The organism is Bacillus atrophaeus (genome assembly GCF_039519175.1).
In the GTDB taxonomy this organism is placed as follows: domain Bacteria; phylum Bacillota; class Bacilli; order Bacillales; family Bacillaceae; genus Bacillus; species Bacillus atrophaeus.
Window position 1 is genome coordinate 2,563,340 of the sequence record NZ_CP154443.1, and the last position, 23,294, is coordinate 2,586,633.

The 23,294-nt window shown below is 43.8% G+C and carries 21 protein-coding genes, 1 pseudogene and 1 other annotated feature; of the genes and pseudogenes, 19 read left to right on the forward strand and 3 right to left on the reverse strand.

Features of this window, described 5'->3' with window-relative positions; translation table 11 throughout:
* Positions 1–46: 46 nt before the first annotated feature.
* The 4 genes and pseudogenes from AAHT65_RS12905 to AAHT65_RS12920 all read left to right on the forward strand — a co-directional run bounded on the left by AAHT65_RS12905 (position 47) and on the right by AAHT65_RS12920 (position 5,412).
* Positions 47–1,108, forward strand: a complete 1,062-nt coding sequence (locus tag AAHT65_RS12905; RefSeq protein ID WP_268498992.1) for a carbamoyl phosphate synthase small subunit — start codon at positions 47–49, stop codon at positions 1,106–1,108.
* Complete coding sequence (locus tag AAHT65_RS12910) at positions 1,101–4,193, forward strand: carbamoyl phosphate synthase large subunit (RefSeq protein ID WP_343310331.1); 3,093 nt, start codon at positions 1,101–1,103, stop codon at positions 4,191–4,193. Before AAHT65_RS12905 ends, AAHT65_RS12910 begins: the two co-directional genes overlap by 8 nt.
* Positions 4,181–5,151: pseudogene (gene argF / locus AAHT65_RS12915) on the forward strand (ornithine carbamoyltransferase). The gene AAHT65_RS12910 and the pseudogene argF overlap by 13 nt, the downstream one beginning before the upstream one ends.
* 81 nt (positions 5,152–5,232) lie before the next feature.
* A complete protein-coding gene (locus tag AAHT65_RS12920) occupies positions 5,233–5,412 on the forward strand; it encodes a YjzC family protein (RefSeq protein ID WP_003327605.1) in 180 nt (59 codons plus the stop codon).
* Positions 5,413–5,440: 28 nt separating this feature from the next.
* On the opposite strand, the gene AAHT65_RS12925 is transcribed toward AAHT65_RS12920, so the two are convergent.
* Positions 5,441–5,629 (reverse strand): YjzD family protein, encoded by a 189-nt coding sequence (locus tag AAHT65_RS12925; protein WP_003327604.1) that lies wholly within the window; start codon positions 5,627–5,629, stop codon positions 5,441–5,443.
* Between the two features lie 259 nt (positions 5,630–5,888).
* Here AAHT65_RS12925 and AAHT65_RS12930 point away from each other — a divergent pair, with 259 nt between their 5' ends.
* The 4 genes from AAHT65_RS12930 (at position 5,889) to AAHT65_RS12945 (ending at position 8,530) form a co-directional block, all read left to right on the forward strand.
* Positions 5,889–6,623, forward strand: a complete 735-nt coding sequence (locus tag AAHT65_RS12930) for a hypothetical protein (protein WP_063637420.1) — start codon at positions 5,889–5,891, stop codon at positions 6,621–6,623.
* A gap of 82 nt (positions 6,624–6,705) precedes the next feature.
* Positions 6,706–7,281: a hypothetical protein gene (locus AAHT65_RS12935; RefSeq protein ID WP_327854126.1), complete on the forward strand. Its 576-nt coding sequence runs from the start codon at positions 6,706–6,708 to the stop codon at positions 7,279–7,281.
* 89 nt (positions 7,282–7,370) lie between these two features.
* The gene (locus tag AAHT65_RS12940) at positions 7,371–8,324 is read left to right on the forward strand and encodes a BMP family ABC transporter substrate-binding protein (RefSeq protein WP_010788227.1); all 954 of its coding nucleotides are present in this window, start codon (positions 7,371–7,373) and stop codon (positions 8,322–8,324) included.
* A gap of 14 nt (positions 8,325–8,338) precedes the next feature.
* On the forward strand, positions 8,339–8,530 hold the full coding sequence (locus tag AAHT65_RS12945) for a ComZ family protein (protein WP_010788228.1): 192 nt from the start codon (positions 8,339–8,341) through the stop codon (positions 8,528–8,530).
* A gap of 29 nt (positions 8,531–8,559) precedes the next feature.
* Here the strand turns inward: AAHT65_RS12945 and AAHT65_RS12950 are convergent, their stop codons facing one another.
* Complete coding sequence (locus AAHT65_RS12950; protein WP_003327598.1) at positions 8,560–8,787, reverse strand: hypothetical protein; 228 nt, start codon at positions 8,785–8,787, stop codon at positions 8,560–8,562.
* 171 nt (positions 8,788–8,958) lie between these two features.
* Between AAHT65_RS12950 and fabH the strand changes: the two genes are divergently transcribed.
* The 9 genes from fabH (at position 8,959) to AAHT65_RS12995 (ending at position 18,835) form a co-directional block, all read left to right on the forward strand.
* Positions 8,959–9,897 carry a beta-ketoacyl-ACP synthase III gene (gene fabH, locus AAHT65_RS12955; protein ID WP_003327597.1) on the forward strand — a complete coding sequence of 313 codons (939 nt, stop codon included), beginning with the start codon at positions 8,959–8,961 and terminating at the stop codon, positions 9,895–9,897.
* Between the two features lie 21 nt (positions 9,898–9,918).
* The gene (fabF, locus tag AAHT65_RS12960; protein WP_094231800.1) at positions 9,919–11,157 is read left to right on the forward strand and encodes a beta-ketoacyl-ACP synthase II; all 1,239 of its coding nucleotides are present in this window, start codon (positions 9,919–9,921) and stop codon (positions 11,155–11,157) included.
* A gap of 77 nt (positions 11,158–11,234) precedes the next feature.
* A complete protein-coding gene (locus tag AAHT65_RS12965) occupies positions 11,235–12,020 on the forward strand; it encodes a DUF2268 domain-containing protein (protein WP_088116920.1) in 786 nt (261 codons plus the stop codon).
* A 191-nt stretch (positions 12,021–12,211) separates the two neighbouring features.
* Positions 12,212–13,198: an ABC transporter ATP-binding protein gene (locus AAHT65_RS12970; RefSeq protein WP_010788232.1), complete on the forward strand. Its 987-nt coding sequence runs from the start codon at positions 12,212–12,214 to the stop codon at positions 13,196–13,198.
* A complete protein-coding gene (gene appF, locus AAHT65_RS12975; protein ID WP_003327594.1) occupies positions 13,195–14,184 on the forward strand; it encodes an oligopeptide ABC transporter ATP-binding protein AppF in 990 nt (329 codons plus the stop codon). Before AAHT65_RS12970 ends, appF begins: the two co-directional genes overlap by 4 nt.
* A gap of 98 nt (positions 14,185–14,282) precedes the next feature.
* Entirely contained in the window at positions 14,283–15,908 is a 1,626-nt protein-coding gene (locus tag AAHT65_RS12980; protein ID WP_106359765.1) for a peptide-binding protein, read from the forward strand.
* A 74-nt stretch (positions 15,909–15,982) separates the two neighbouring features.
* Positions 15,983–16,933: an ABC transporter permease gene (locus tag AAHT65_RS12985; RefSeq protein ID WP_094231804.1), complete on the forward strand. Its 951-nt coding sequence runs from the start codon at positions 15,983–15,985 to the stop codon at positions 16,931–16,933.
* An 18-nt stretch (positions 16,934–16,951) separates the two neighbouring features.
* On the forward strand, positions 16,952–17,866 hold the full coding sequence (opp4C, locus tag AAHT65_RS12990) for an oligopeptide ABC transporter permease (RefSeq protein WP_003327591.1): 915 nt from the start codon (positions 16,952–16,954) through the stop codon (positions 17,864–17,866).
* A gap of 216 nt (positions 17,867–18,082) precedes the next feature.
* Positions 18,083–18,835 carry a YjbA family protein gene (locus tag AAHT65_RS12995; protein ID WP_010788236.1) on the forward strand — a complete coding sequence of 251 codons (753 nt, stop codon included), beginning with the start codon at positions 18,083–18,085 and terminating at the stop codon, positions 18,833–18,835.
* 44 nt (positions 18,836–18,879) lie between these two features.
* On the opposite strand, the gene trpS is transcribed toward AAHT65_RS12995, so the two are convergent.
* Positions 18,880–19,872, reverse strand: coding sequence for a tryptophan--tRNA ligase (gene trpS / locus AAHT65_RS13000; protein ID WP_061571221.1), 993 nt, complete (start codon positions 19,870–19,872; stop codon positions 18,880–18,882).
* A gap of 57 nt (positions 19,873–19,929) precedes the next feature.
* Positions 19,930–20,141, reverse strand: a binding site (T-box leader).
* 469 nt (positions 20,142–20,610) lie between these two features.
* Here trpS and AAHT65_RS13005 point away from each other — a divergent pair.
* Both AAHT65_RS13005 and oppB read left to right on the forward strand, forming a co-directional pair.
* A complete protein-coding gene (locus tag AAHT65_RS13005) occupies positions 20,611–22,248 on the forward strand; it encodes a peptide ABC transporter substrate-binding protein (RefSeq protein ID WP_258729010.1) in 1,638 nt (545 codons plus the stop codon).
* A 108-nt stretch (positions 22,249–22,356) separates the two neighbouring features.
* Positions 22,357–23,292: an oligopeptide ABC transporter permease OppB gene (oppB, locus tag AAHT65_RS13010; protein WP_035175064.1), complete on the forward strand. Its 936-nt coding sequence runs from the start codon at positions 22,357–22,359 to the stop codon at positions 23,290–23,292.
* Positions 23,293–23,294: the final 2 nt, after the last annotated feature.

Consider the following 23,294-nt stretch of genomic DNA (forward strand, 5'->3'; position numbering starts at 1 on the left):
AAATACAAAATTATTATTAATTATTCATCAAGAGGTGGGCTTTGAGATGGAAGGTTATTTAGTGTTAGAAGACGGAACGTCATTCAGCGGGGAGCTGGACGGAAACGAAAATTGCACGGGGGAGACTGTTTTTTTTACCGGCATGACAGGTTATCAGGAAGTGCTGACAGATCCATCATACACAGGGCAAATTATCGTGTTCACGTACCCGCTGATCGGAAATTACGGGATTAACGAGAACGATTTTGAAAGCAAAAAGCCCCATATAAAAGCCGCGGTCGTATATGAAGCGTGTGAGCATTTTTCTCATCATGAAGCGGTATACAGCCTCAAGGAGTACCTGAACAAATGGAACATCCCGCTGTTGTCCCACGTTGATACACGCGCGGTTGTCAAAAAAATCCGCACGAAAGGCACTATGAGCGCCGCGGTAACGACATCCAAAACGGAGGCGGAGCTTTCTTTACAGCCGGAAAACGTGGCGGAGCAGGCTTCCGCACAAGAGATTACCACGGAGGGAGACGGAAACAGGCATATTGCTTTGATTGACTTCGGTTATAAAAAATCAATCGCCTCGGCTTTGGTGAAGAGAGGCTGCAAGGTCACCGTCATTCCTTATCAACAAATGGAAGCCGTTTATCAAATCAAACCGGACGGCATCGTATTATCCAACGGACCGGGCGATCCGAAAGCCATAAAGCCGTATATGGATCAAATCAAAAACATCATCAGCCGCTTTCCGACACTTGGCATTTGTCTCGGCCACCAACTGATCGCACTTGCCTTTGGAGGAAATACGTATAAGCTGCCGTTCGGGCACAGGGGCGCAAACCATCCGGTCATTGACCGCAAAACGAACCAGGTCTTTATGACAAGCCAAAACCACAGCTATGTGGTCGATGAAAACTCAATTAATGATCAAGAACTGTCCATCAGATTTCACCATGTAAATGACACATCTGTCGAAGGGCTTTCTCATAAGAAGCTTCCTGTCATGAGTGTCCAATTTCATCCGGAAGCCCACCCCGGCCCGGCTGAAAGCGAATGGATTTTTGATGACTATTTAAAGAATGTAACACCAGCAAGGAGAGAAATCGCTCATGCCTAAAGACACCAATATTTCAAGCATATTAGTAATCGGCTCCGGTCCGATCGTCATTGGCCAGGCCGCAGAATTTGACTATTCAGGCACTCAAGGGTGCATGGCGCTGAAAGAAGAAGGCTACCGGGTCATTCTCGTTAACAATAACCCGGCGACCATCATGACCGACGAGGCATTCGCAGATGAAATCTATTTTGAGCCGCTGACGACAGATAGCCTGAAGGAGATCATCAAAAAAGAAAAGCCGGACGGACTGCTTGCGAATTTAGGCGGACAGACGGCCTTAAATCTCGCAGTTGAGCTCGAAAAAGCAGAAGTGCTGAAAGCGAATGGAGTGAAGCTTTTGGGCACATCGGTCGACACAATTGAAAAAGGAGAAGATCGGGAAAAATTCCGCTCGCTTATGAAGGAGCTCAATCAGCCTGTGCCTGACAGTGAAATTGTCGATAACGAAGAAGATGCCCTGCGCTTTGCAGAAGCGATCGGCTTTCCGGTCATTGTCAGACCCGCTTTTACACTTGGCGGAAAAGGTGGAGGGATCGCCCCTTCAAAAGAGGTGTTTCTTCCTCTGATTAAGCAGGCGCTGTTAGCGAGCCCGATCCATCAATGCCTGATCGAAAAAAGCATTGCCGGCTTTAAAGAAATTGAATATGAAGTCATGCGTGACAGTAAAAATACATGCATTACCGTCTGCAACATGGAAAACATTGATCCGGTCGGTGTCCATACAGGCGATTCAATAGTTGTCGCACCATCACAAACACTGACAGATGAAGATTATCAAATGCTGCGCACGGCGAGCCTGACCATCATTTCAGCTCTTGACGTAGTCGGAGGCTGTAACATTCAATTTGCGCTTGATCCTTTGAGCAAACAATATTATGTCATTGAAGTGAATCCGCGCGTCAGCCGTTCATCCGCACTCGCGTCAAAAGCGACCGGATATCCGATTGCAAAAATGGCGGCAAAGCTTGCAGTCGGTTATACACTTGATGAATTGAAAAATCCGCTCACAGGCTCCACTTATGCGAGCTTTGAACCGGCGCTTGACTACGTCATCGTGAAATTCCCGCGCTGGCCGTTTGACAAATTTAAAAATGCCGACCGCACACTCGGCACCAAAATGAAAGCGACCGGCGAAGTCATGGCGATTGAACGAAATTTAGAAGCGGCGATTCAAAAAGCGGCGGCCTCCCTTGAGTTGAAAAATATCGGCACACACCTTCCGGAACTTGGCGGATTGTCTGCAGATGCCCTGTGGGAGTTAGCTATTACCCCAGATGACCGCAGATTTTTTGTTGTCATGGAGCTTTTAAGCCGTCGTATTTCAATAGAAGAAATACATGAAAAAACCAAGATTGACCCGTTTTTCCTGCATGCCTTTCACCATATCATTGAGCTGGAAAACCGCATGATGGAAGAATGCGGTGACATCTCTTTTGATTTGCTGAAAAAAGCGAAGGAAAAAGGCTTTTCAGATATCACGATTGCCTCCCTTACCGGGAAAACAGAAGAACAAGTCCGCAAGCTGCGGAAGAAGGCGGGAATTACCGCGTCTTATAAAATCGTCGATACATGCGCCGCTGAGTTTGATGCGAAAACCAATTATTTTTATTCGACCTATTTTGGCGAAAGCGACGGAGATGTCAGCCGCAAAGAAAAGAAACGCGCCCTTATTATCGGCTCAGGCCCGATTCGTATCGGCCAGGGAGTTGAATTTGATTACAGCGCCGTCCACGGAGTCCTTACCTTGCAAAAGCTCGGGTTTGAAACGATTATGATCAACAATAATCCCGAAACGGTGAGCACTGATTATGAAATTGCGGACCGCCTTTATTTTGAACCGATTACGACAGAGCACATTTTAAACGTAGCGGAGCACGAAGACATTGATTTTGCCATCGTGCAATTCGGAGGGCAAACGGCAATCAATGCAGCAGAAGAACTTGAAAAAGCCGGCATCGTTCTTCTCGGCACATCGTTTGAGACGCTTGACGCCTTAGAAGACCGGGACCAATTTTATCAGCTGCTCGATGAGCTCGGGCTTGCACACGCAAAAGGTGAAACAGCTTATTCCAAAGAAGAAGCGGCGCAAAAAGCGAAGGGAATCGGCTACCCTGTACTAATCCGGCCATCCTATGTCATCGGCGGAATGGGAATGATGATCGTTGAGTCAGAAGAGGCGCTTTCACAATTGCTTGATGACGAAAACGCTATGCCGTACCCGATTTTAATTGATCAGTATATCTCGGGAAAAGAAGTGGAGCTTGACTTAATTTCTGACGGGGAAGAAGTCTTTATTCCGACATACGTGGAACATATTGAACGGGCGGGCGTCCATTCCGGCGACAGCTTTGCCGTTCTGCCGGGGCCGTCCCTTACCGCTGAACAAGAACAAGGTATGAAAAAAGCAGCTCGAAAAATCGCCCAAAAACTTTCGTTTAAAGGGATTATGAACATTCAATTTGTTATAGACAATGGGAACATTCTCGTTCTTGAAGTGAATCCGAGAGCAAGCCGCACAGTTCCGGTCGTCAGCAAGGTGATGGGCGTTCAGATGATCCCGCTCGCCACACAGCTTTTAGCAGGAGCGTCCTTAAAGGACGTAAACCCATCCGTTCAAAATCAGCATGGCGTGGCAGTGAAATTCCCGGTATTCTCTTCACATGCCATACAGGATGTGGATGTAAAGCTCGGGCCGGAAATGAAGTCGACAGGCGAAGGCATGTGTGTTGCGTTTGATGCGGATAGCGCAATGAAAAAAATCTATGCCGGCCTCTGGGAGAAAAAAGGAAGCATCTTCTTAGAAGGCGGGAACGACAACTTGAAGAGCCTTGCGGAAAGCGCGGGCTTCTCAGTATACGAAGGTCCATTTTCCGCATGGATCGAACAGAAAGATAAAGCAGTCCACATTAATCTGAATCACTCTGAAGAAGCGCGTACGCAGCGGGTAGAAGCAATGACACACGGCGTAACGATTTTCACAGAAGCGGAAACAGTCCGGGCGTTTTTAAACAGCGGCTCCGGGCATCATCGGCCTGTTTCTCTCAGAGATCTTTATAAAAAGGAAGTGGCACCATGCACACAGTGAAAATTGGAGACGCACAAACCAGTTTGTACGGTAAAGACCTATTAACATTGAAAGACCTCAGCGAGTCGGACATAAGCGCTCTGCTCACCGAAGCCGCCGATTTGAAACAAAACAAAATCCAGCCGATCTTTCAAGGAAAAACGCTTGCGATGATTTTCGAAAAGTCTTCAACGCGGACGCGTGTTTCATTTGAAGCGGGAATGGCGCAGCTTGGCGGAAACGCGCTCTTCTTAAGCCAGAAAGATCTCCAGCTTGGGCGCGGCGAGACTGTGGCGGATACAGCGAAAGTGCTGTCCGGCTACGTGGATGCGATAATGATCCGGACATTTGAGCATGAAAAGGTCGAGGAGCTTGCCGAGCATGCGGACATCCCGGTAATCAACGGGCTGACAGATAAATATCACCCATGTCAGGCGCTGGCAGACCTTTTGACGATCAAAGAGATCAAAGGGAAATTAAAGGGTGTAAAAGTCGCCTATATCGGTGACGGGAACAATGTAGCCCATTCTCTTATGGTTGGCTGCGCCAAAATGGGATGTGATGTCTCAATCGCTTCGCCAAAGGGCTATGAGGTTCTTGATGAAGCGGCCAATGCTGCAAAAGAGTATGCCGGCGTCTCCGGTTCCTCTATAACGCTGACTGCTGACCCAGTCGAAGCCGTCAAAGGGGCCGATGTGATTTATTCCGACGTTTTCACAAGCATGGGGCAGGAAGCGGAAACAAATGAACGTCTGACGGTCTTTACGCCTTACCAGGTGAATGCATCACTTGTCAAACATGCAAAACCTGACTATACATTTTTGCATTGCCTGCCTGCCCATCGCGAAGAAGAGGTAACCGCAGAGATTATTGACGGTCCCAACTCCGCGGTATTCCAACAAGCTGAAAATCGTCTGCATGTCCAAAAAGCCTTGCTGAAGGCGATCCTTTACAAAGGATGAAGACAAAAAACTGCTGAGGAATACTCAGCAGTTTTTTTATGAGACATATTATTGATATTTAAACGCATACTACATCAAAAAGCTAAAGGAGGGATACAATGGGACAGCAGCATCAATTCCGACCTGGGCAAAAAGCGCCTAATAACGGCGCGTACGTAGAAATCGGCGAAACAGGAAGCATGGTGAAAAACCCGAAAAAAATTCATTTGACGGCAGGAGACATGTTTCCTGAGACATCGAATCATAACAGGCTATGGACATACCAAAGAAAGCCGTAAAAAAAAACCTGCGCATAAGCAGGTTTTTTTAATGCTGTTGGCTTGTTTCATTCTTCATAGGAAGCATCTCGCCGAGAACAATAACCAGCACTGTGATAATAACAGCGATAACAGAAGATGTTGTCACGTTATATTCGGCTCTGTTCATAGAGGCGATCAAGTAGCAAGCCATATGTGATAAAAGGAACGTCCAAATAAAAGCAACAATAAATCGCACGTTTCCACCTCGTCCTTCTCATTCTATTCTAAAGGTTATCATACCATATATAAAGTAGAGTAGGAAGCTAATTTTAATGCCCCTCTTCATTTCATCATTCTGCTTGATCTTCATTTTAATGGTAAAATAAAAATAAATATCGTCTATTGGTATAATAGCCAATTCAAGGCATCACTAGGACTTTACCTTATTCGTTTTGTTTCTTTCTACATAGCATAGTATAGCGTGAGATGAAGCTGCGAAAGGAGGCGGGCAGGCGATGGGATTAACGGAAAGATATTTTCAAATGGGATCGGAGCAAAACGTCATTCATCTGCCGTATCGGCCGAACGGATTCGGTATCTTTATATTGGGAGACCGGACTCACTTCGTCGGTGATGAGACCAGCTTTTGGCTTCAGCATTATGGGAGAAATCAGCTGTTGAATATGCTGAGGGAAGAAGGATATACGATTTTTAACAGCAATTTGTACGGAAGGCACTGGGGCGCAGAAAAAGCGGTCACGTATGCCAAACAGCTGATCCACTTTGTGTTAAAGCAGGAGATCCTCAATCAGAAGATTCATATATTAGCAGACGGAATGGGCGCCCTCGTTGCTGATGAACTGCTTCGTTTTTCCCCGGACCACATCCGTTCAGCAGCGATGCTGAATCCTTGTCTCGATCTTCAGGCACATTATGAATCAGAAAAAGAAAACAAATTTTTCTACAAACAATTCTTAAAAGAAGCAGCCGAAAGCTACGGAATAACAGAAAAAGAAGCGGCCGAACGTTCTTATAAAACGATAAAAGGCTATCCGAGCAGGCTGCCTGTGCACATCTGGCAGCGGATGACCGGAGCGCCTTACCCATACAGCATGCATGCAGGAGTTTACAAGGACACGCAAAAAAACGCAGGCTGCCCGGTGGATATCACATTCCACTTATTTGAGCACCCGACCAGAATCTACACATCTATCTGTAACTTCTTTCACAGGCATGAAAAAGAATTATAGTGAATACAATAACAGCAGCCTTCTCTTTACCGAGGGCTGTTTTGCTTTGCTGAATATTAAAAACAAGAAGGGCGGCAGATCAATGGACTCAATGCTGATTATTGGTGCAGATGAATTTTTCGGCCTTTCATTATGCGAAAGAATGATGGATGAAGGTAATGACGTTGATGTCATTCTGGCAAGTCCGGATAATGAGAATAGACGAATCTATTTGGAAGAACGGCTGATGTGGCTCGGAAGAAACGAACACTTTCGCCAATTAAAGAATATCGGGGACAAACAATATGATAAAGTCTGTGTCCAATATGGGAGCGGCGATTTTTCTGCAGACAGCTTCAAAAACGAAACTGTTTATATACTTGTCTATGAACATGACAGGGAGAAGTGGGAAGAAGAAGTGAAAAATGATGCGGTCAGTTGCATTATTCTTCCGAGAATGTACGGCCCATGGAAAGAAGAGCAAGAAGAAAAAACGGAAAACAGCTTTTTCGTTGATGACGTGGCTGACCAGCTGAGGAACTATCTTGTGTCAGGAACCGAGAAGGACAGAAGTAAAGTTATTCATTTGCAAGTCGCAGAACAAACGCCGGAAGAGGAAGCAAAAACAAAAATTATCGAGTGGAAAAGACAATTTTCATCATTATTCGACAAATATTAAGAAATACCTTCCATGTTTCGAGCTTTCCAGATACAATAAACGTATATGGAATATACATGTTATAGCTTGCAAAAGGGGTTGAACATGACATGATCACTAGGCTTGTCATGATCTTTTCTGTCCTCCTGTTACTGAGCGGATGTGGACAAACTCCGTTTAAAGGAAAAATTGAGAAGGTCGGTATGCTCTTTCCCGATACAATCAATGATCTAGTGTGGGGAACAAAAGGGTATAAAGGTTTACTAAGTATACAATCTGCATATAATGTCGACGTCTACTATAAAGAAGGCGTTAAGACTGATGAGGATATATTAAACGCCATTGAAGATTACCACAAGAGAGGGATAAACCTTCTTTTTGGCCATGGCAGTGAATACGAAGAAATGTTTAATCTGGTCAGTGAGGATTACCCGGACATGGAATTTGTCATTTCTAACGCGGAATCAAAAGCCGACAACGTCACAAGCGTTCATCTTAACGGAGAAGCGATGGGGTTTTTCGGCGGGATGACAGCCGCACATATGTCCAAAACCAATCAAATCGGCGTGATTGCTTCTTTTAAATGGCAGCCTGAAGTAGACGGCTTCATCAAAGGGGCCAAGTATGAAAATCCGGACATCACTATCAATACGAAATATACAGACCACTGGGATGACGATACCACAGCCGTGAAGCTTTATGAGAAGATAAAAGAGGAAGGCGCGGATGTTGTATATCCCGCCGGAGATGGGTATAATGTTCCTGTCATTCAACAAATTAAAAAAGACGGTCTCTATGCGATCGGCTATGTCACAGACCAGTCTGATCTGGGCGAAAATACCGTTTTGACAAGTACTGTTCAAAATGTGGACAAGGCCTATGGCATCATAGCCGAGCAATACAGCAACGGCATTTTGGAAAGCGGAGATCACTATTTCGATTTTAAAGATCATGTCGTTGAAATGGGGACATTCAGTCCTCTAGTTGACAAAGCCTTCCAAGATAAAATTGCCGCTCTTATCAAAACGTATAATCGAACAGATGAACTGCCGAAAAAAGAGTAACGGAGTGAATACGAATGCAGCATGAAAAATCACTTGAATTTTTGCAAATCGCGATGAAATATTTGCCGGAAGCAAAAGCGGAGCTGGAAAAATCGGGGATCGAGCTATCTGCCGAGTCCATACAGCCATTTATGAATCTGTTTTCAACGGTGATGGCGGAAGCTTACGAGCTTGGCAAGTCCGACGCAAAATCAGAAAATGAATAATAAAAAGCCACTTTTATTGAAGTGGCTTTTCACATGATTTTTTTCTTTAAAGCGGTAACCATCGGGCCGAGGTCTTTTAAAACAGGTTTTAATTGGTCAAGCGAGTTCATAATAGAGCCGATTTGGTTCATGACATGCATGTAGTCGACAGCTTCGGCAGTCTCCTCTTCGCCCGAACGGGAAACCGCTTCTTTTTCGTCCTGTTTCTCTTTTTTTTCTGCGGAATCGCCAAACATCATTTTTGAAAATACATCCAACAATATACGCCTCCTTTTCGTCCTTATAACATAATCTATGACAGAAGAGCGCTGATAGATTAGACGAATATATTGCCAACAGAAAAAAAATAGGGTAGGATTAGTACCAGATACTAATAATTGATCATAACGTTTGATCTTCTAAATTTAAGATATAAAGGAGTCTTCCCGATGAAAGCTGGAATACTTGGAATGGGCCGTTTTATCCCTGAAAAGGTTTTGACGAATCATGATTTAGAAAAGATGGTTGAAACTTCTGACGAGTGGATTCGTACAAGAACAGGGATAGAAGAAAGAAGAATAGCCTCAGAGGATACGTATTCATCACATATGGCTGTTGCCGCTGCCAAAAAAGCGCTTGAACAAGCTGAGGTCGCGCCTGAGGATCTTGATATGATTCTCGTTGCCACCGTCACACCGGATCAATCATTTCCGACTGTCTCATGCATGATTCAAGAACAGCTGGGCGCGAAAAAAGCGTGTGCGATGGATATCAGCGCGGCATGCGCAGGGTTCATGTACGGGCTTGTCACAGGTAAACAATTTATAGAAGCAGGAACATATAAACATGTTCTCGTTATAGGCGTTGAGAAACTCTCCAGCATTACAGACTGGGAAGACCGCAACACTGCCGTTCTGTTTGGAGACGGAGCGGGCGCTGCGGTGGTCGGGCCTGTCAGTGATGACAGAGGGATCCTTTCATTTGAGCTTGGAGCGGACGGCACAGGCGGTCAGCACTTGTACTTGGATGAAAAAGGACATACAATCATGCATGGAAGAGAAGTGTTCAAATTTGCCGTTCGCCAAATGGGTCAGTCAAGCGTGAATGTCATTGAAAAAGCCGGCCTCTCAAAAGAAGATGTCGATTTTCTCATTCCGCACCAGGCGAACATCCGCATAATGGAAGCGGCGCGCGAGCGTTTGGAGCTTCCTGTCGAAAAGATGTCTAAAACCGTTCATAAATATGGAAACACATCTGCCGCGTCTATACCGATTTCATTCGTAGAAGAGTTGGAAGCCGGAAAAATCAAAGACGGCGATGTAGTCGTCATGGTTGGATTCGGCGGAGGATTAACATGGGGCGCCATTGCATTGCGCTGGGGCCGATAGAAAAAGGGTGAGGTGCACAATATGAATAAAAAAAGAGTAGTCGTTACAGGACTTGGGACATTATCCCCGTTGGGCAATGATGTCGAGACAAGCTGGAAGAACGCAATCAACGGTGTATCTGGAATCGGTCCGATTACACGTGTTGACTCAGAAGAATATCCGGCTAAAGTAGCCGCTGAATTGAAAGACTTCAATGTTGAAGATTATATGGATAGAAAAGAAGCAAGAAAAATGGATCGGTTCACACAGTACGCTGTGGTAGCCGCTAAAATGGCCGTTCAAGACGCCGGCCTTGAGATTACGGATGATATCGCACCGAGAGTCGGCGTATGGGTCGGTTCCGGCATCGGAGGCCTGGAAACGCTTGAATCACAATTTGAAATCTTCTTAACGAAAGGGCCGAGACGGGTAAGTCCGTTCTTCGTTCCGATGATGATTCCAGACATGGCGACAGGCCAAATTTCAATCGCTTTAGGTGCCAAAGGAGTCAACTCTTGTACCGTGACAGCGTGCGCAACAGGAACAAACTCGATTGGTGACGCGTTCAAAGTCATTCAGCGCGGTGATGCAGACGCGATGATCACAGGCGGAACAGAAGCGCCGCTGACAAGAATGTCGTTTGCGGGATTCAGCGCAAACAAAGCGCTCTCAACTAATCCGGACCCGAAAACAGCGAGCCGCCCGTTTGATAAAAACCGTGACGGATTTGTTATGGGTGAAGGAGCAGGTATCGTGGTTCTTGAAGAGCTTGAACACGCACTTGCCCGCGGAGCGAAGATTTATGGGGAAATAGTCGGCTACGGTTCAACCGGAGACGCTTACCACATTACCGCGCCTGCTCAAGACGGTGAGGGCGGAGCAAGAGCCATGCAGGAAGCGATTAAAGACGCAGGGCTTGCGCCAGAAGAGATTGATTACATTAACGCTCACGGTACAAGCACGTACTATAACGATAAATACGAAACAATGGCGATTAAAACCGTTTTCGGCGAGCACGCGAATAAACTTGCGATCAGCTCTACAAAATCAATGACAGGCCACCTTCTGGGTGCGGCTGGCGGAGTTGAAGCGATTTTTTCTGTACTGGCCATTAAAGACGGAATCATTCCGCCGACGATTAATATCGAAACACCAGACGAAGAATGCGACCTTGATTATGTACCGGACACAGCGCGGAAACAGGACTTAAATGTTGTCCTCAGCAACTCGCTCGGATTCGGCGGACATAATGCGACCTTGATCTTCAAAAAATATCAATAACATCACGACTTGCCGGCTGCCTATTAAGGTAGCCGGTTTTTTTGCCGTGCATAGAATACGAAAAGGAGGCGATTCACTTGAGTGTAAAAAAAACGTATAGCTGGTTCGAGTCCTCAACATCTATAGATGACTTGTCCCGCCACATTGTTCCCTTCTTTTCAGGAGCCGCAAAAGAAGACTGGAAAGCAATACTCGGCCACCTCCAAAACCACGGAATGTTCCGCAGTCTAAAAGACGGCAAACATACAATAAATTTGTTGAAAGAAAAAGGAAGCTTTCGTCATATCCAAAAGGAAGAGCAATGTTTGATGAAGAAATGGGAGGGGCCGGATGTACCCATTATCGTGCTGCCGGTTGACGAGCACAACCGGAAAATTCGCTTGGAGTTCAGTTCGAAATCAGGCCTTGCTTTTCGGGACAAAATGTTCCTTTTTCTCCCGTCAGATCCTCCGAATTCCTCTGTCTCGGCCTTAATGACCCATGAATATCATCACGTTTGCCGGTTAGAACATATGACAAAACAAGAAAAAGACGTCACACTTCTTGATACAATCATCATGGAAGGATTGGCAGAATATGCTGTTTATGAGAGGTTCGGCAGCAGCCAAACGGCAGAATGGACTTCTTACTATACACAGGACCAGCTTCAGCTGCTTTACAAAAAAAAGATCGCGCCACATCTTCATCTAAAGCGGGAAAGCGCATTATACCCGCAGCTTTTGTTTGGAAAAGGATATTATCCGAGCATGCTGGGATATGCAGTCGGATTCAATATTGTAAAAAAATATTTAACTGAGAAAAAGGTAAATACCAAGGACGGAATAAGTATCCAGTCAGAAACCTTTCTGGAAGCAACGCTTTAAAAGATTAAAAGTCTGGAATTTAATTAATAATATTACATTTATCCTAAAAAATTCTTGCTTTTGTAAAAGTGTTGTAATAATATACAACTATAAAATTTTATGGCAATTCAATATTTTTTGTGATTTCAGAATAGAAAGTTTATTTTCTCTCTAAAACATTTTTTACACCATGATGGTGAAAGGAGAGTATTATGAGCACATTGTTAGAAGTGCAGAATTTAAAAACATATTTTTTCAGAAAAAAGCAGCCGATCCCGGCAGTAGACGGAGTTGATTTTCATATCAATAAAGGAGAAACCGTCGCGCTTGTCGGAGAATCTGGCTCCGGCAAAAGCATTACTTCCCTTTCCATTATGGGCCTGGTCCAAAGCTCTGGCGGACAAATAATGGATGGCTCCATTACCCTAGAAGGCAAGGACCTTGTAACATACACCGAAAATGACTATTGCAAAATCCGCGGCAACGACGTATCCATGATCTTTCAAGAACCAATGACCTCCCTTAACCCGGTGTTAACCATCGGCGAACAAATTACCGAAGTGCTTATCTACCATAAAAATATGAATAAAAAAGAAGCACGCAAAAGAGCAATTGAACTTTTGCAGATGGTCGGATTCTCCAGGGCTGAGCAAATCATGAAGGATTACCCCCACCGTCTGTCAGGCGGAATGAGACAAAGGGTCATGATTGCGATTGCGCTGAGCTGCAACCCGAAGCTTCTGATTGCCGACGAGCCGACGACAGCACTCGATGTCACCATACAATCCCAAGTGCTTGAACTGATGAAAGAGCTCTGTCAAAAATTCAACACCTCTATCCTTCTCATTACACACGATTTAGGTGTCGTGTCAGAGGCGGCCGACAGAGTGATCGTCATGTACTGCGGACAAGTCGTAGAAAATGCGACAGTGGATGAGTTGTTTTTAGAACCGCTACATCCGTACACAGAAGGTCTGCTTACCTCGATTCCAGTGATAGATGGAGAGATTGATACATTAAATGCAATCAAAGGCAGTGTGCCGACACCGGACAATTTGCCGGCGGGCTGCCGGTTTGCCCCGAGATGTTCAAAAGCAATGGACAAATGCTGGACGGATCAGCCTGCGCTTTTGGCCCATCCAAGCGGGCGTTCTGTGAGATGTTTTTTATATGAGGAAGAGGGTGCCGACCAAACATGACAACAGCCAAGGAAGAAACAATCTTAGAACTGAAAAACGTCAAAAAATATTTTCCAATCCGATCTGGTTTTTTTCAAAGGAAAGTGGGTGATGTAAAGGCTGTTGACGGTGTTTCATTTTCTTTAAAAAAAGGAGAAACACTCGGGATTGTAGGAGAATCCGGCTGCGGGAAATCGACAGCGGGACGTACGATGATCAGACTCTACAAGCCGACGGAAGGCCAGATTCTATTCAAAGGCCAAGATATTTCCAGCCTGTCAGAGGAAAGTTTGCGAAAAAGTGTCCGCAAAAACATTCAAATGGTATTCCAAGATCCGTTCGCTTCATTAAATCCGAGAAAAACCCTGCGATCCATTATTAAGGAACCGTTCAATACCCATCATATGTACAGCATGAAGGAACGAAACGAGAAAGTAGAAGAGCTTTTGGCAAGAGTCGGCCTCCATCCATCCTTCGCCAATCGCTATCCCCATGAATTTTCAGGCGGACAGCGGCAGCGGATCGGCATTGCGAGAGCCCTGACTTTAAATCCGGAACTGATCATAGCGGACGAACCGGTTTCTGCGCTTGACGTATCAATCCAAGCCCAAGTGATCAACTTAATGGAAGAATTGCAGGAAGAGTTTAACCTGACGTATCTATTTATCTCTCACGATTTAAGCGTTGTGCGGCATATCAGCGACAGAGTCGGCGTCATGTATTTAGGTAAAATGATGGAGCTGACAGATAAGCATGAGCTCTACGATAACCCGCTTCACCCGTATACCCAGGCGCTCCTATCCTCTGTACCCGTCACAAGAAAAAAAGGAGCCGTCAAACGCGAGCGTATCGTCTTAAAAGGAGAACTGCCAAGTCCGGCCAATCCGCCGAAAGGCTGTGTTTTCCACACAAGATGCCCCGCCGCAAAAGCCATATGCAAAGAACAAATACCCGAATTTAAAGAAGCCGCTCCCAACCATTTTGTCGCCTGTCACCTTTACGGTTAACGAAGAGTCACGGCGCAGCGAGACTTGAGAGGGGGTATGCGTACTACATAATCAACACGATCTAACTGACAACTTACATTTCAAAGGGGGAAATGAAGATGAAAGTAAGAAAAACAGCACTGACGATGCTAAGTGTACTGATGGTTCTGGCCATTTTCTTATCAGCCTGCTCAGGATCAAAATCAACAAGCAGCGAAAACAAACCAGCCGGAAAACCGCAGAAGGGCGGGGACTTGGTTGTAGCCTCAACTGGTGAGCCTACCTTGTTTAACCCTCTCTATTCAACAGATGTTGCAAGTTCAGATATTGAAGGCATGATTTTCAGCACACTTTTGGAAACGGATGAGAAATTAAATGTAAAACCTGCACTTGCTGAAAAAGTCACTGAATCAGATGACGGTCTGACCTATGACGTGAAAATTAAGGAAGGCGTTAAATTTCACGATGGGAAAGAGCTGACAGCAGATGATGTTGTGTTCACATACAGTATTCCTCTGGATAAGGACTACAATGGAGAACGCGGGTCGGGATTTGAGTCCCTTAAATCTGTAACCAAAAAAGGTGATTACGAAATTGAGTTTAAACTAAAGAAAAAGGATGCTTATTTTTATAACGTCGTTTTAGACAGTTATGGAATACTCCCTAAACATATTTTAGGAGATGTTCCTGTTGCGGAACTTGGCGAGAACGAATTTAACCGCAAAAATCCAATTGGTTCAGGGCCATTTAAGTTCTCAGAATGGAAAAAAGGTGATTATGTAAAACTTGAAGCAAATGACGATTATTATGGCGGAAGACCATACCTAGACACCGTAACAGTCAAAACGATCCCGGATGCAAATGCTGCCGTTGCCCAGTTGAAAGCGGGAGACGTAGATTTCTTTGTGGTGCCGGGCACAGATTTTGAGACCGTTCAAACGTTTGATCATGTAAAGGTTAAATCTGATCTAGGCCTTAACTATAGCTACATTGGCTGGAACCAAAAAAATGACTTGTTTAAAGACAAAAAAGTACGTCAAGCTCTGACATATGCGCTTGACCGTAAAGCAATGGTGGACCAAGTGCTTAACGGAGACGGTGAAGTGGCAGACGTACCGGAAAGCCCGCTTTCTTGGAATTACCCTAAAGGCAAAATTCCAACCTTTAACTTTAATCAGAAAAAAGCTAAAAAGCTATTGAAAGAAGCCGGATGGAAAGATACGGATGGAGACGGCATCCTGGATAAAGACGGAAAAAAATTCTCTTTCACCATTAAAACAAACCAGGGGAATAAAATTCGAGAAGATTTAGCGGTAGTAGTCCAGCAGCAGTTAAAAGAGGTGGGCGTTGAAGCGAAGCCGCAAATTGTTGAATTCAGTGCGCTGATTGAGCAAACAAGTGCTCCGAACTGGGATTACGACGCGTTGCTTCTGGGCTGGAGTCTTGCAACATTCCCGGATCAGTACACCATCTTCCATTCAAGCCAATCTGAAAATGGTTTAAATAATATTTGGTATAAAAACAAAGAGGTCGATAAGCTTCTTGAAGAAGCTAAGACCATTACAGACCGAAAAGAATATCAGAAGAAATATGAAGAAATTTATAAGCTGATAGCCGAAGATCAGCCGTACAGTTTCTTATTCTATTACAATTATCACCGAGCGATTCCATCCAATATGCAGGGGTATGTATTCCACCCTAAAAATGATTTATATCATATTGAAAAATGGTGGCTTGATCAATAATAATAGCATTTTCCAGAAAGGGAAGGGAATTTCTTCCTTCTCTTTCTCATTTTATTTTAAAAGGGGACAAGTGTATGGTTACATACGTTATTAGAAGAACATTAATGTCTCTGCCGATTCTTTTAGGAATTACCATATTGTCTTTTGCTATTATGAAGGCGGCGCCAGGTGATCCGATGTCCCTGATGATGGACCCGACCATCAGCCAAGCAGACAGAGCAAAGTTTATTGAAAAATACGGATTGAATGATCCTGAGCCTGTTCAGTATTTAAAATGGCTCGGAAATATGGTTCAAGGCGACTTTGGTACGTCTATTGTTAAAAAAGGCACCCCTGTTTCCGAATTAATTCTTTCGCGCCTGCCCAATACGCTGGTGTTAATGATATTCTCAACCTTTGTCGCTCTTCTGATTTCGATACCATTTGGTGTTCTTTCTGCGAAACGTCCTTATTCTAAACTTGATTATGGTATTACGTTTACTTCATTTTTAGGGCTGGCAATACCGAATTTCTGGTTTGGATTAATCCTCATTATGTTTCTCTCTGTAAATCTCGGGTGGTTCCCAACTGGCGGGGTCGGCACATTAAATGCTGATTTCAATATATTTGACAGGCTTCATCACTTGATTCTGCCGTCATTTGTTTTAGCAACGGCAGATATGGCAGGCATTACGAGATATACCAGATCCAGTATGCTTGATGTAATGAAACAGGACTATATACGGACTGCTCGCGCGAAGGGATTTAGAGAAAATAAAGTCATTTTTAAGCATGGTTTGCGAAATGGCCTTCTTCCTGTTATTACGATTTTCGGTTTGATGATTCCTTCGTTTATTGGAGGAGCGGTTGTGGTTGAGCAAATTTTCACTTGGCCGGGACTTGGCAAACTATTTATAGATTCAGCGTTTTCCAGAGATTATCCGGTCATTATGGCAATGACAGTCATTTCTGCTGTTTTGGTAGTCGTCGGAAATTTAATTGCCGATATTTTATACGCATTGGTCGATCCGCGTATTGAGTATTAACAGAGAGGGAGAGATAACATGTCACAACCAAATACTGCGACACCCTCTAATGAGGTTAAGCTGAAGGAAAACATTCGTGAAAAACCAGAAACAATGACAAAAATCTTTTTTGAAAAGTTTTTTAAAAACAAACTGGCTGTAGCAGGAGGATTTATATTAACGATTATCATTCTGCTGGCGGTGTTTGCGCCATTCGTTGCGCCTTATTCACCAGAAAGCCAGAGCCTTATCAATAAATTAAAGCCGCCGAGCGCTCAAAATCTGATGGGGACAGATAAATTCGGCCGCGATATCTTTACAAGAATCTTATATGGGGCACGTGTATCGTTGCTTGTAGGATTTGCTTCTGTAATAGGTGCGATTACAATCGGTACGGTCGTTGGGGCGATTGCCGGATATTTTAAAGGAATTGTGGACGCCATCTTGATGAGAACGGTTGATGTAGTACTATCCATTCCTGATATTTTTCTTCTGATCACATTAGTAACGATATTCCAGCCGGGGATGGATAAACTGATTTTGATTTTTTCATTAACAGGGTGGACAACGACGGCGCGTCTTGTAAGGGGAGAGTTTTTATCACTCCGCTCAAGGGAATTTGTTTTAGCTGCTAAAACGATCGGGACAAGAAATTACAAAATTATCTTTTCGCATATTTTGCCTAATAGCCTCGGACCGATTATTGTGTCTGCTACTCTTAAAGTAGGCGGCGTCATTTTAGCGGAGTCAACATTAAGCTACCTGGGCTTCGGCATCCAGCCCCCGATCGCAAGCTGGGGGAATATGCTGCAGGATGCGCAAAACTTCACGCTTATGATTCAAGCGTGGTGGTACCCGTTATTTCCCGGGCTATTTATTTTAATTACCGTTCTGTGCTTTAACTTCGTCGGAGATGGGCTGCGTGATGCGCTTGATCCGAAAAATATTAAATAAAAGAAAAACGAAACTAATGTCAGAATCAGTGACAAAAACAAAATGAAAAGCAGGTTTCTATTGTGAGATTATCTTCATAGAGAATCTGCTTTTTATTATGCCTGAAAAAATAATAAGTCGACCGCCGCTTATATATTTCATCATTTTCATTGGAATAATTTCTCTCTTCCTTGCCTATACTGTGGACAACAGTTTTTATAAAGTGAGGGGTCAGAGATGTTATTTCTTCATGATGTGTGGGTGAATTGGTTTGAAGGGGAAGAGAATGGCTACAATGTATGCCACTTTCACGAATGGCGCAAGGAGGATACGGTAGAGCTTTTGGATCAGGTGCCTCTTTTGAGAGTCCCGTCGGTGTTGTATCATTACATAGAAAATGATCTATCAGAGCTTCCGAAAGAATTGCTCGATGGTGTCCATCAAAAATCGTATATCAGAAAAAACCATGAGCGGACGAAGCTTGAGTACTGCTTTGTGGTGACGGACGGAATCGGCATCTTGGCCGTTGATACAATCGGCTATACCATCCCGGTCAGAAAAAGCCGCCTGATTCCGAGACAGGAACAGCTTGTATATGAAATGATTAAGGATGTAGAACCTGAAACCTATGAATTTGAACCGAACAAACTGGAATCTTCTAAGGAATACCACATTTTGTCCTTGGCGCCGGAGCATGTCAGAGGGCTGACGAGGAAAGAACGCCAAATTAAACAGCTCATGTTTATGGCGCTTGATCAGCTGAAAGGGCTCAATAACAGAGCCGAGATCGCTTATTGGTACACTGAATGGAATCCGCATATGTACGGGCAGATCAAGAGAATGAGCTTTGAAGAGATATGGAACATGCTTTACAACGAGACAATCGAAGGCTGGTCGGACAAGCATCTCTCGTTTTGCGAAAACCTGATAAAAGGACAGCCGTTTTTCGAAAAGTTATGGGAAATGGAAAATGAATCGAAAGTGAATTAAATAAAAACCGCTCTTTGCTTCAAAGCAAAAAGCGGTTTTTTCAATTAGCGTCTTTTCCGTCCGAGACCCATTGCGTTCTCCATTTTTTTCAGCATTTTGCCGGCTGTTTTGTTAGCGCGTTCAGCGCCTTCATCAAGAATCCGGTCTAATTCATCTGTTTCGATTAATTCGTAATAGCGGTCTTGGATCGGCTTTAACGCACCGACTACAACCTCGGCTACATCGCTTTTAAACTCGCCGTAGCCTTTGCCTTCATATTTCGCTTCAAGCTCTTCAACTGTAGTGTTGCCAAGGATTGAATAAATCGTAAGAAGGTTTGAAACACCGGGCTTGTTTTCTTTATCAAATTTCACAATACCTTCAGAGTCCGTCACAGCGCTTTTGATTTTCTTTTCAAGCTGCTTTGGATCATCAAGCAGTGTGATAAACGCTTTTTGGTTTGGATCTGATTTGCTCATTTTTTTGAGGGGATCAGCCAGAGACATAATACGCGCCCCGACCTTCGGAATCTTAACCTCAGGAATCGTGAAAATATCGTTATATTTTTTGTTGAAGCGCTCGGCAAGATTTCGCGTCAGTTCAAGATGCTGCTTTTGATCCTCGCCGACAGGAACAAGATCTGTGCCATACAGCAAAATATCACCGGCCATTAACGGCGGGTATGTTAACAGTCCGGAAACAACGGCTTCCTTGCCTTTAGACTTGTCCTTAAATTGCGTCATGCGTTCGAGTTCACCGATATAAGCGACACATTGCAGCATCCATCCGGCCTGGGCATGAGCGGGTACCTCTGATTGTATAAACAGTGTTGCTTTTTCAGGATCAAGCCCGACTGCCAAATACAGCGCCGCAAGATTACGTATATTCTTCCGCAATTCAAGACGGTCCTGGGGAACTGTAATCGCATGCTGGTCAACGATACAGAAGTAACCGTTATAGTCGTGCTGCAAGTCGACAAATTGTTTCATCGCTCCAATATAGTTGCCTAGTGTTACTGAGCCGCTCGGCTGAATGCCGGAAAAAATCGTTTTTTTCATTTGAACATCATCCTCATTTCTACTGCATAATAAAAAAGGCCCATTCTCCCTCTATAAAAAAGGGACGAATGAACCGTGGTGCCACCCTGATTATTCCATTAAAATGGAATCACTCCAGACGTTGGTAACGGAGACTGCTCCGTCTGAGCCTACTTCAAGTTCGGTCAGCTGCTCCAAAGTCCATTCCACATTGCCCATTATCTGCTCCCAGCATCGCAGACTCTCTGTAAACGGGGTGAATGTGTACTACTCTTTTTCATAGCAAAGTTTACATTTGATTGCTTCATTATAAATCAATTATAACCAAATGTCATCAAGTAAAAACACCATTTTTACCAATTTATTTGTAGCTGCCCATCGAATAGCACATGTCTTCAGGCCGCTAAATGATAAAGAATATCAATGATTTTCCGCTTATTATTATATGTAAAAAGCATTACGAACTGGAAAATCTCAAAAAAATTTAGTCAATTTCCGCTTTAAAACATCGAAGTATATCTCGTTTTTGAGAGAAAAACTGACGAAGTTTAAATATTTTAAATTGAAAAAATAATATTGCAATAAATTATTTGTTTCATTATAATGAACTTGTTCACTTCTTTGTTACAGCTTTTTTACAAAAAATAATCAGAATAGACGGAACTGAGTAAATGTTACGAAAACATAGGTTCATTTGTCTGATATTTCTGAGGATTTAGCCGTAAGGAGCTGAAAAATTATTTTAGGGGGGCTACTTCATTGAAGAAGCGTTGGTCGATTGTAAGTTTGCTGCTTATTTTCACTCTCGTCTTAAGCGCATGCGGCTTTGGCGGCGGAACTAACAGCAGTGGTGATGGTAAAGACAGTAAAGGGAAAACAACACTGAATATAAATATTAAAACTGAGCCTTTTTCACTGCATCCTGGATTGGCTAATGATTCAGTGTCCGGCGGAGTCATTCGCCAGACTTTTGAAGGATTGACTCGTATCAATTCAGACGGGGAACCTGAAGAAGGAGCAGCTTCAAAGATCGAAAAAAGTGACGATGGAAAAACATATACCTTTACGATCCGTGACGGCGCGAAATGGTCAAACGGAGATCCGGTAACTGCCGAAGATTTCGAGTATGCCTGGAAATGGGCGCTTGACCCGGCGAACGAGTCACAATATGCTTACGAACTTTATTACATCAAAGGCGCTGAAGCTGCAAACACAGGCAAAGGCAGCCTTGACGATGTTGGTGTAAAAGCGGAAAACGACAAAACATTAAAGGTTGAATTGAATAACCCGACACCTTATTTCACTCAGTTAACCGCGTTCTATACTTATATGCCGATTAATAAAAAAATTGCAGAGAAAAATAAAAAATGGAACACGAATGCCGGTGACGATTATGTCTCAAACGGGCCATTCAAATTAGCGTCATGGAAACACAGCGGTTCTATCAAACTTGAAAAGAACGACCAGTATTGGGATAAAGACAAAGTCAAGCTGAAAAATATCAACATGACCATGATTAATAACAACAACACTGAGCTGAAAAAATTCCAAGCGGGAGAGCTGGATTGGGCGGGTATGCCGCTTGGGCAGCTTCCGACAGAATCACTTCCAAGCTTGAAAAAAGACGGTTCTCTTCATGTAGAACCGATTGCGGGAGTGTACTGGTACAAATTTAATACTGAAGCTAAGCCATTGAATAATGTGAACATCCGTAAAGCGTTAAGTTATTCAATCAACCGTCAATCTATTGTTGAAAATGTGACGCAAGGAGAGCAAATCCCGGCTACGGCTGCCGTTCCGCCGACAATGAAGGGATTTGAAGACAACGACAAAGGCTACTTCAAAGATAATGATGTTAAAACGGCAAAAGAATATCTGGAAAAAGGGCTCAAAGAAATGGGTCTGAGCAAAGCATCTGAACTGCCGACGGTTAAAGTATCTTACAACACGGATGACGCCCACGCGAAAATTGCTCAAGCCGTCCAGGAAATGTGGAAAAAGAACCTTGGCGTCAATGTAGAGCTTGATAATTCCGAATGGAATGTCTACATCGACAAGCTTCACAGCCAAGACTATCAAATCGGCCGTTTGGGCTGGCTTGCCGATTATAATGACCCGATCACCTTCCTTGAATTGTTCAAAGATAAAGAAGGCGGCAACAATGATACAGGCTGGGAAAACGCTGAATTCAAAAAACTTCTGAATGATTCTCAAACGGAAATAGACGAAACGAAGCGTGCGAAACTGCTTAAAAAAGCAGAGGGCATCTTTATTGATGAAATGCCTGTTGCCCCGATCTATTTCTATACTGATCCATGGGTGCAGGACGAAAACCTAAAAGGCGCAATCCTGACGGGTACTGGTGAGATTTATTTTAGAAATGCTTATTTTAAATAGGTTCTTCATCTGAAAACAAAAGATTTTAAGGTATATGGGGAAGGGTTCCCCGTATACCTTTCTTACTGATGGAGTATAAAAATGCAAAAAACATGGAGGTGTATCCCTTTGCTAAAGTATATCGGAAGACGTTTAGTTTATATGATTATCACGTTATTTGTGATTGTAACCGTAACATTCTTCTTAATGCAGGCAGCACCGGGCGGGCCATTTGCGGGTGAAAGAAAACTTCCGCCTGAAATTGAAGCTAACTTAAATTCGCATTACGGCTTGGACAAGCCGCTTTTTGTCCAATATGTCAGCTACTTAAAATCAGTAGCGGTATGGGATTTCGGACCATCTTTTAAATATAAAGGCCAAAGCGTTAATGATTTGATCAGTTCAGGTTTCCCCGTTTCATTTACTCTTGGAGCAGAAGCCATTCTCCTCGCTTTAGCGTTTGGTGTATTGTTTGGGGTTATTGCGGCTCTTTATCATAATAAGTGGCAGGATTATACAGTTGCAATTTTAACGATTTTCGGTATTTCAGTTCCGAGTTTTATCATGGCGGCTGTCTTACAATACATATTCTCTATGAAACTGGGGATTTTTCCTGTCGCAGGATGGGATTCCTGGGCATACACCTTTTTGCCTTCAATTGCGCTCGCTTCGATGCCGATGGCATTTATCGCCAGACTTTCCCGTTCAAGTATGATAGAAGTATTAAACAGTGATTATATTCGGACAGCGAAAGCGAAAGGCTTATCAAGACCGATTGTAACGGTAAGGCACGCGCTGAGAAACGCACTTTTGCCGGTCGTTACATATGTGGGCCCGATGGCTGCGCAAGTTTTAACAGGAAGCTTTATCATTGAAACGATTTTCGGTATACCCGGATTGGGCGCCCACTTTGTAAACAGTATTTCCAATCGGGATTACACTGTAATCATGGGCGTAACGGTTTTCTTCAGTGTTATTCTGCTTTTATGCGTACTTATAGTAGACGTGCTATACGGAATCATCGATCCAAGAATCAAGCTTTCCAAAGCAAAGAAAGGAGCCTAGGC

Excerpts from the sequence above, each read along its gene's own strand:
- AAHT65_RS12905 (WP_268498992.1), top strand. The coding sequence starts at position 47 with ATGGAAGGTTATTTAGTGTTAGAAGACGGAACGTCATTCAGCGGGGAG.
- AAHT65_RS12910 (WP_343310331.1), top strand. The coding sequence starts at position 1,101 with ATGCCTAAAGACACCAATATTTCAAGCATATTAGTAATCGGCTCCGGT.
- AAHT65_RS12920 (WP_003327605.1), top strand. The coding sequence starts at position 5,233 with ATGGGACAGCAGCATCAATTCCGACCTGGGCAAAAAGCGCCTAATAAC.
- AAHT65_RS12930 (WP_063637420.1), top strand. The coding sequence starts at position 5,889 with ATGGGATTAACGGAAAGATATTTTCAAATGGGATCGGAGCAAAACGTC.
- AAHT65_RS12935 (WP_327854126.1), top strand. The coding sequence starts at position 6,706 with ATGGACTCAATGCTGATTATTGGTGCAGATGAATTTTTCGGCCTTTCA.
- AAHT65_RS12940 (WP_010788227.1), top strand. The coding sequence starts at position 7,371 with ATGATCACTAGGCTTGTCATGATCTTTTCTGTCCTCCTGTTACTGAGC.
- AAHT65_RS12945 (WP_010788228.1), top strand. The coding sequence starts at position 8,339 with ATGCAGCATGAAAAATCACTTGAATTTTTGCAAATCGCGATGAAATAT.
- fabH (WP_003327597.1), top strand. The coding sequence starts at position 8,959 with ATGAAAGCTGGAATACTTGGAATGGGCCGTTTTATCCCTGAAAAGGTT.
- fabF (WP_094231800.1), top strand. The coding sequence starts at position 9,919 with ATGAATAAAAAAAGAGTAGTCGTTACAGGACTTGGGACATTATCCCCG.
- AAHT65_RS12970 (WP_010788232.1), top strand. The coding sequence starts at position 12,212 with ATGAGCACATTGTTAGAAGTGCAGAATTTAAAAACATATTTTTTCAGA.
- appF (WP_003327594.1), top strand. The coding sequence starts at position 13,195 with ATGACAACAGCCAAGGAAGAAACAATCTTAGAACTGAAAAACGTCAAA.
- AAHT65_RS12980 (WP_106359765.1), top strand. The coding sequence starts at position 14,283 with ATGAAAGTAAGAAAAACAGCACTGACGATGCTAAGTGTACTGATGGTT.
- AAHT65_RS12985 (WP_094231804.1), top strand. The coding sequence starts at position 15,983 with ATGGTTACATACGTTATTAGAAGAACATTAATGTCTCTGCCGATTCTT.
- opp4C (WP_003327591.1), top strand. The coding sequence starts at position 16,952 with ATGTCACAACCAAATACTGCGACACCCTCTAATGAGGTTAAGCTGAAG.
- AAHT65_RS12995 (WP_010788236.1), top strand. The coding sequence starts at position 18,083 with ATGTTATTTCTTCATGATGTGTGGGTGAATTGGTTTGAAGGGGAAGAG.
- trpS (WP_061571221.1), bottom strand. The coding sequence starts at position 19,872 with ATGAAAAAAACGATTTTTTCCGGCATTCAGCCGAGCGGCTCAGTAACA.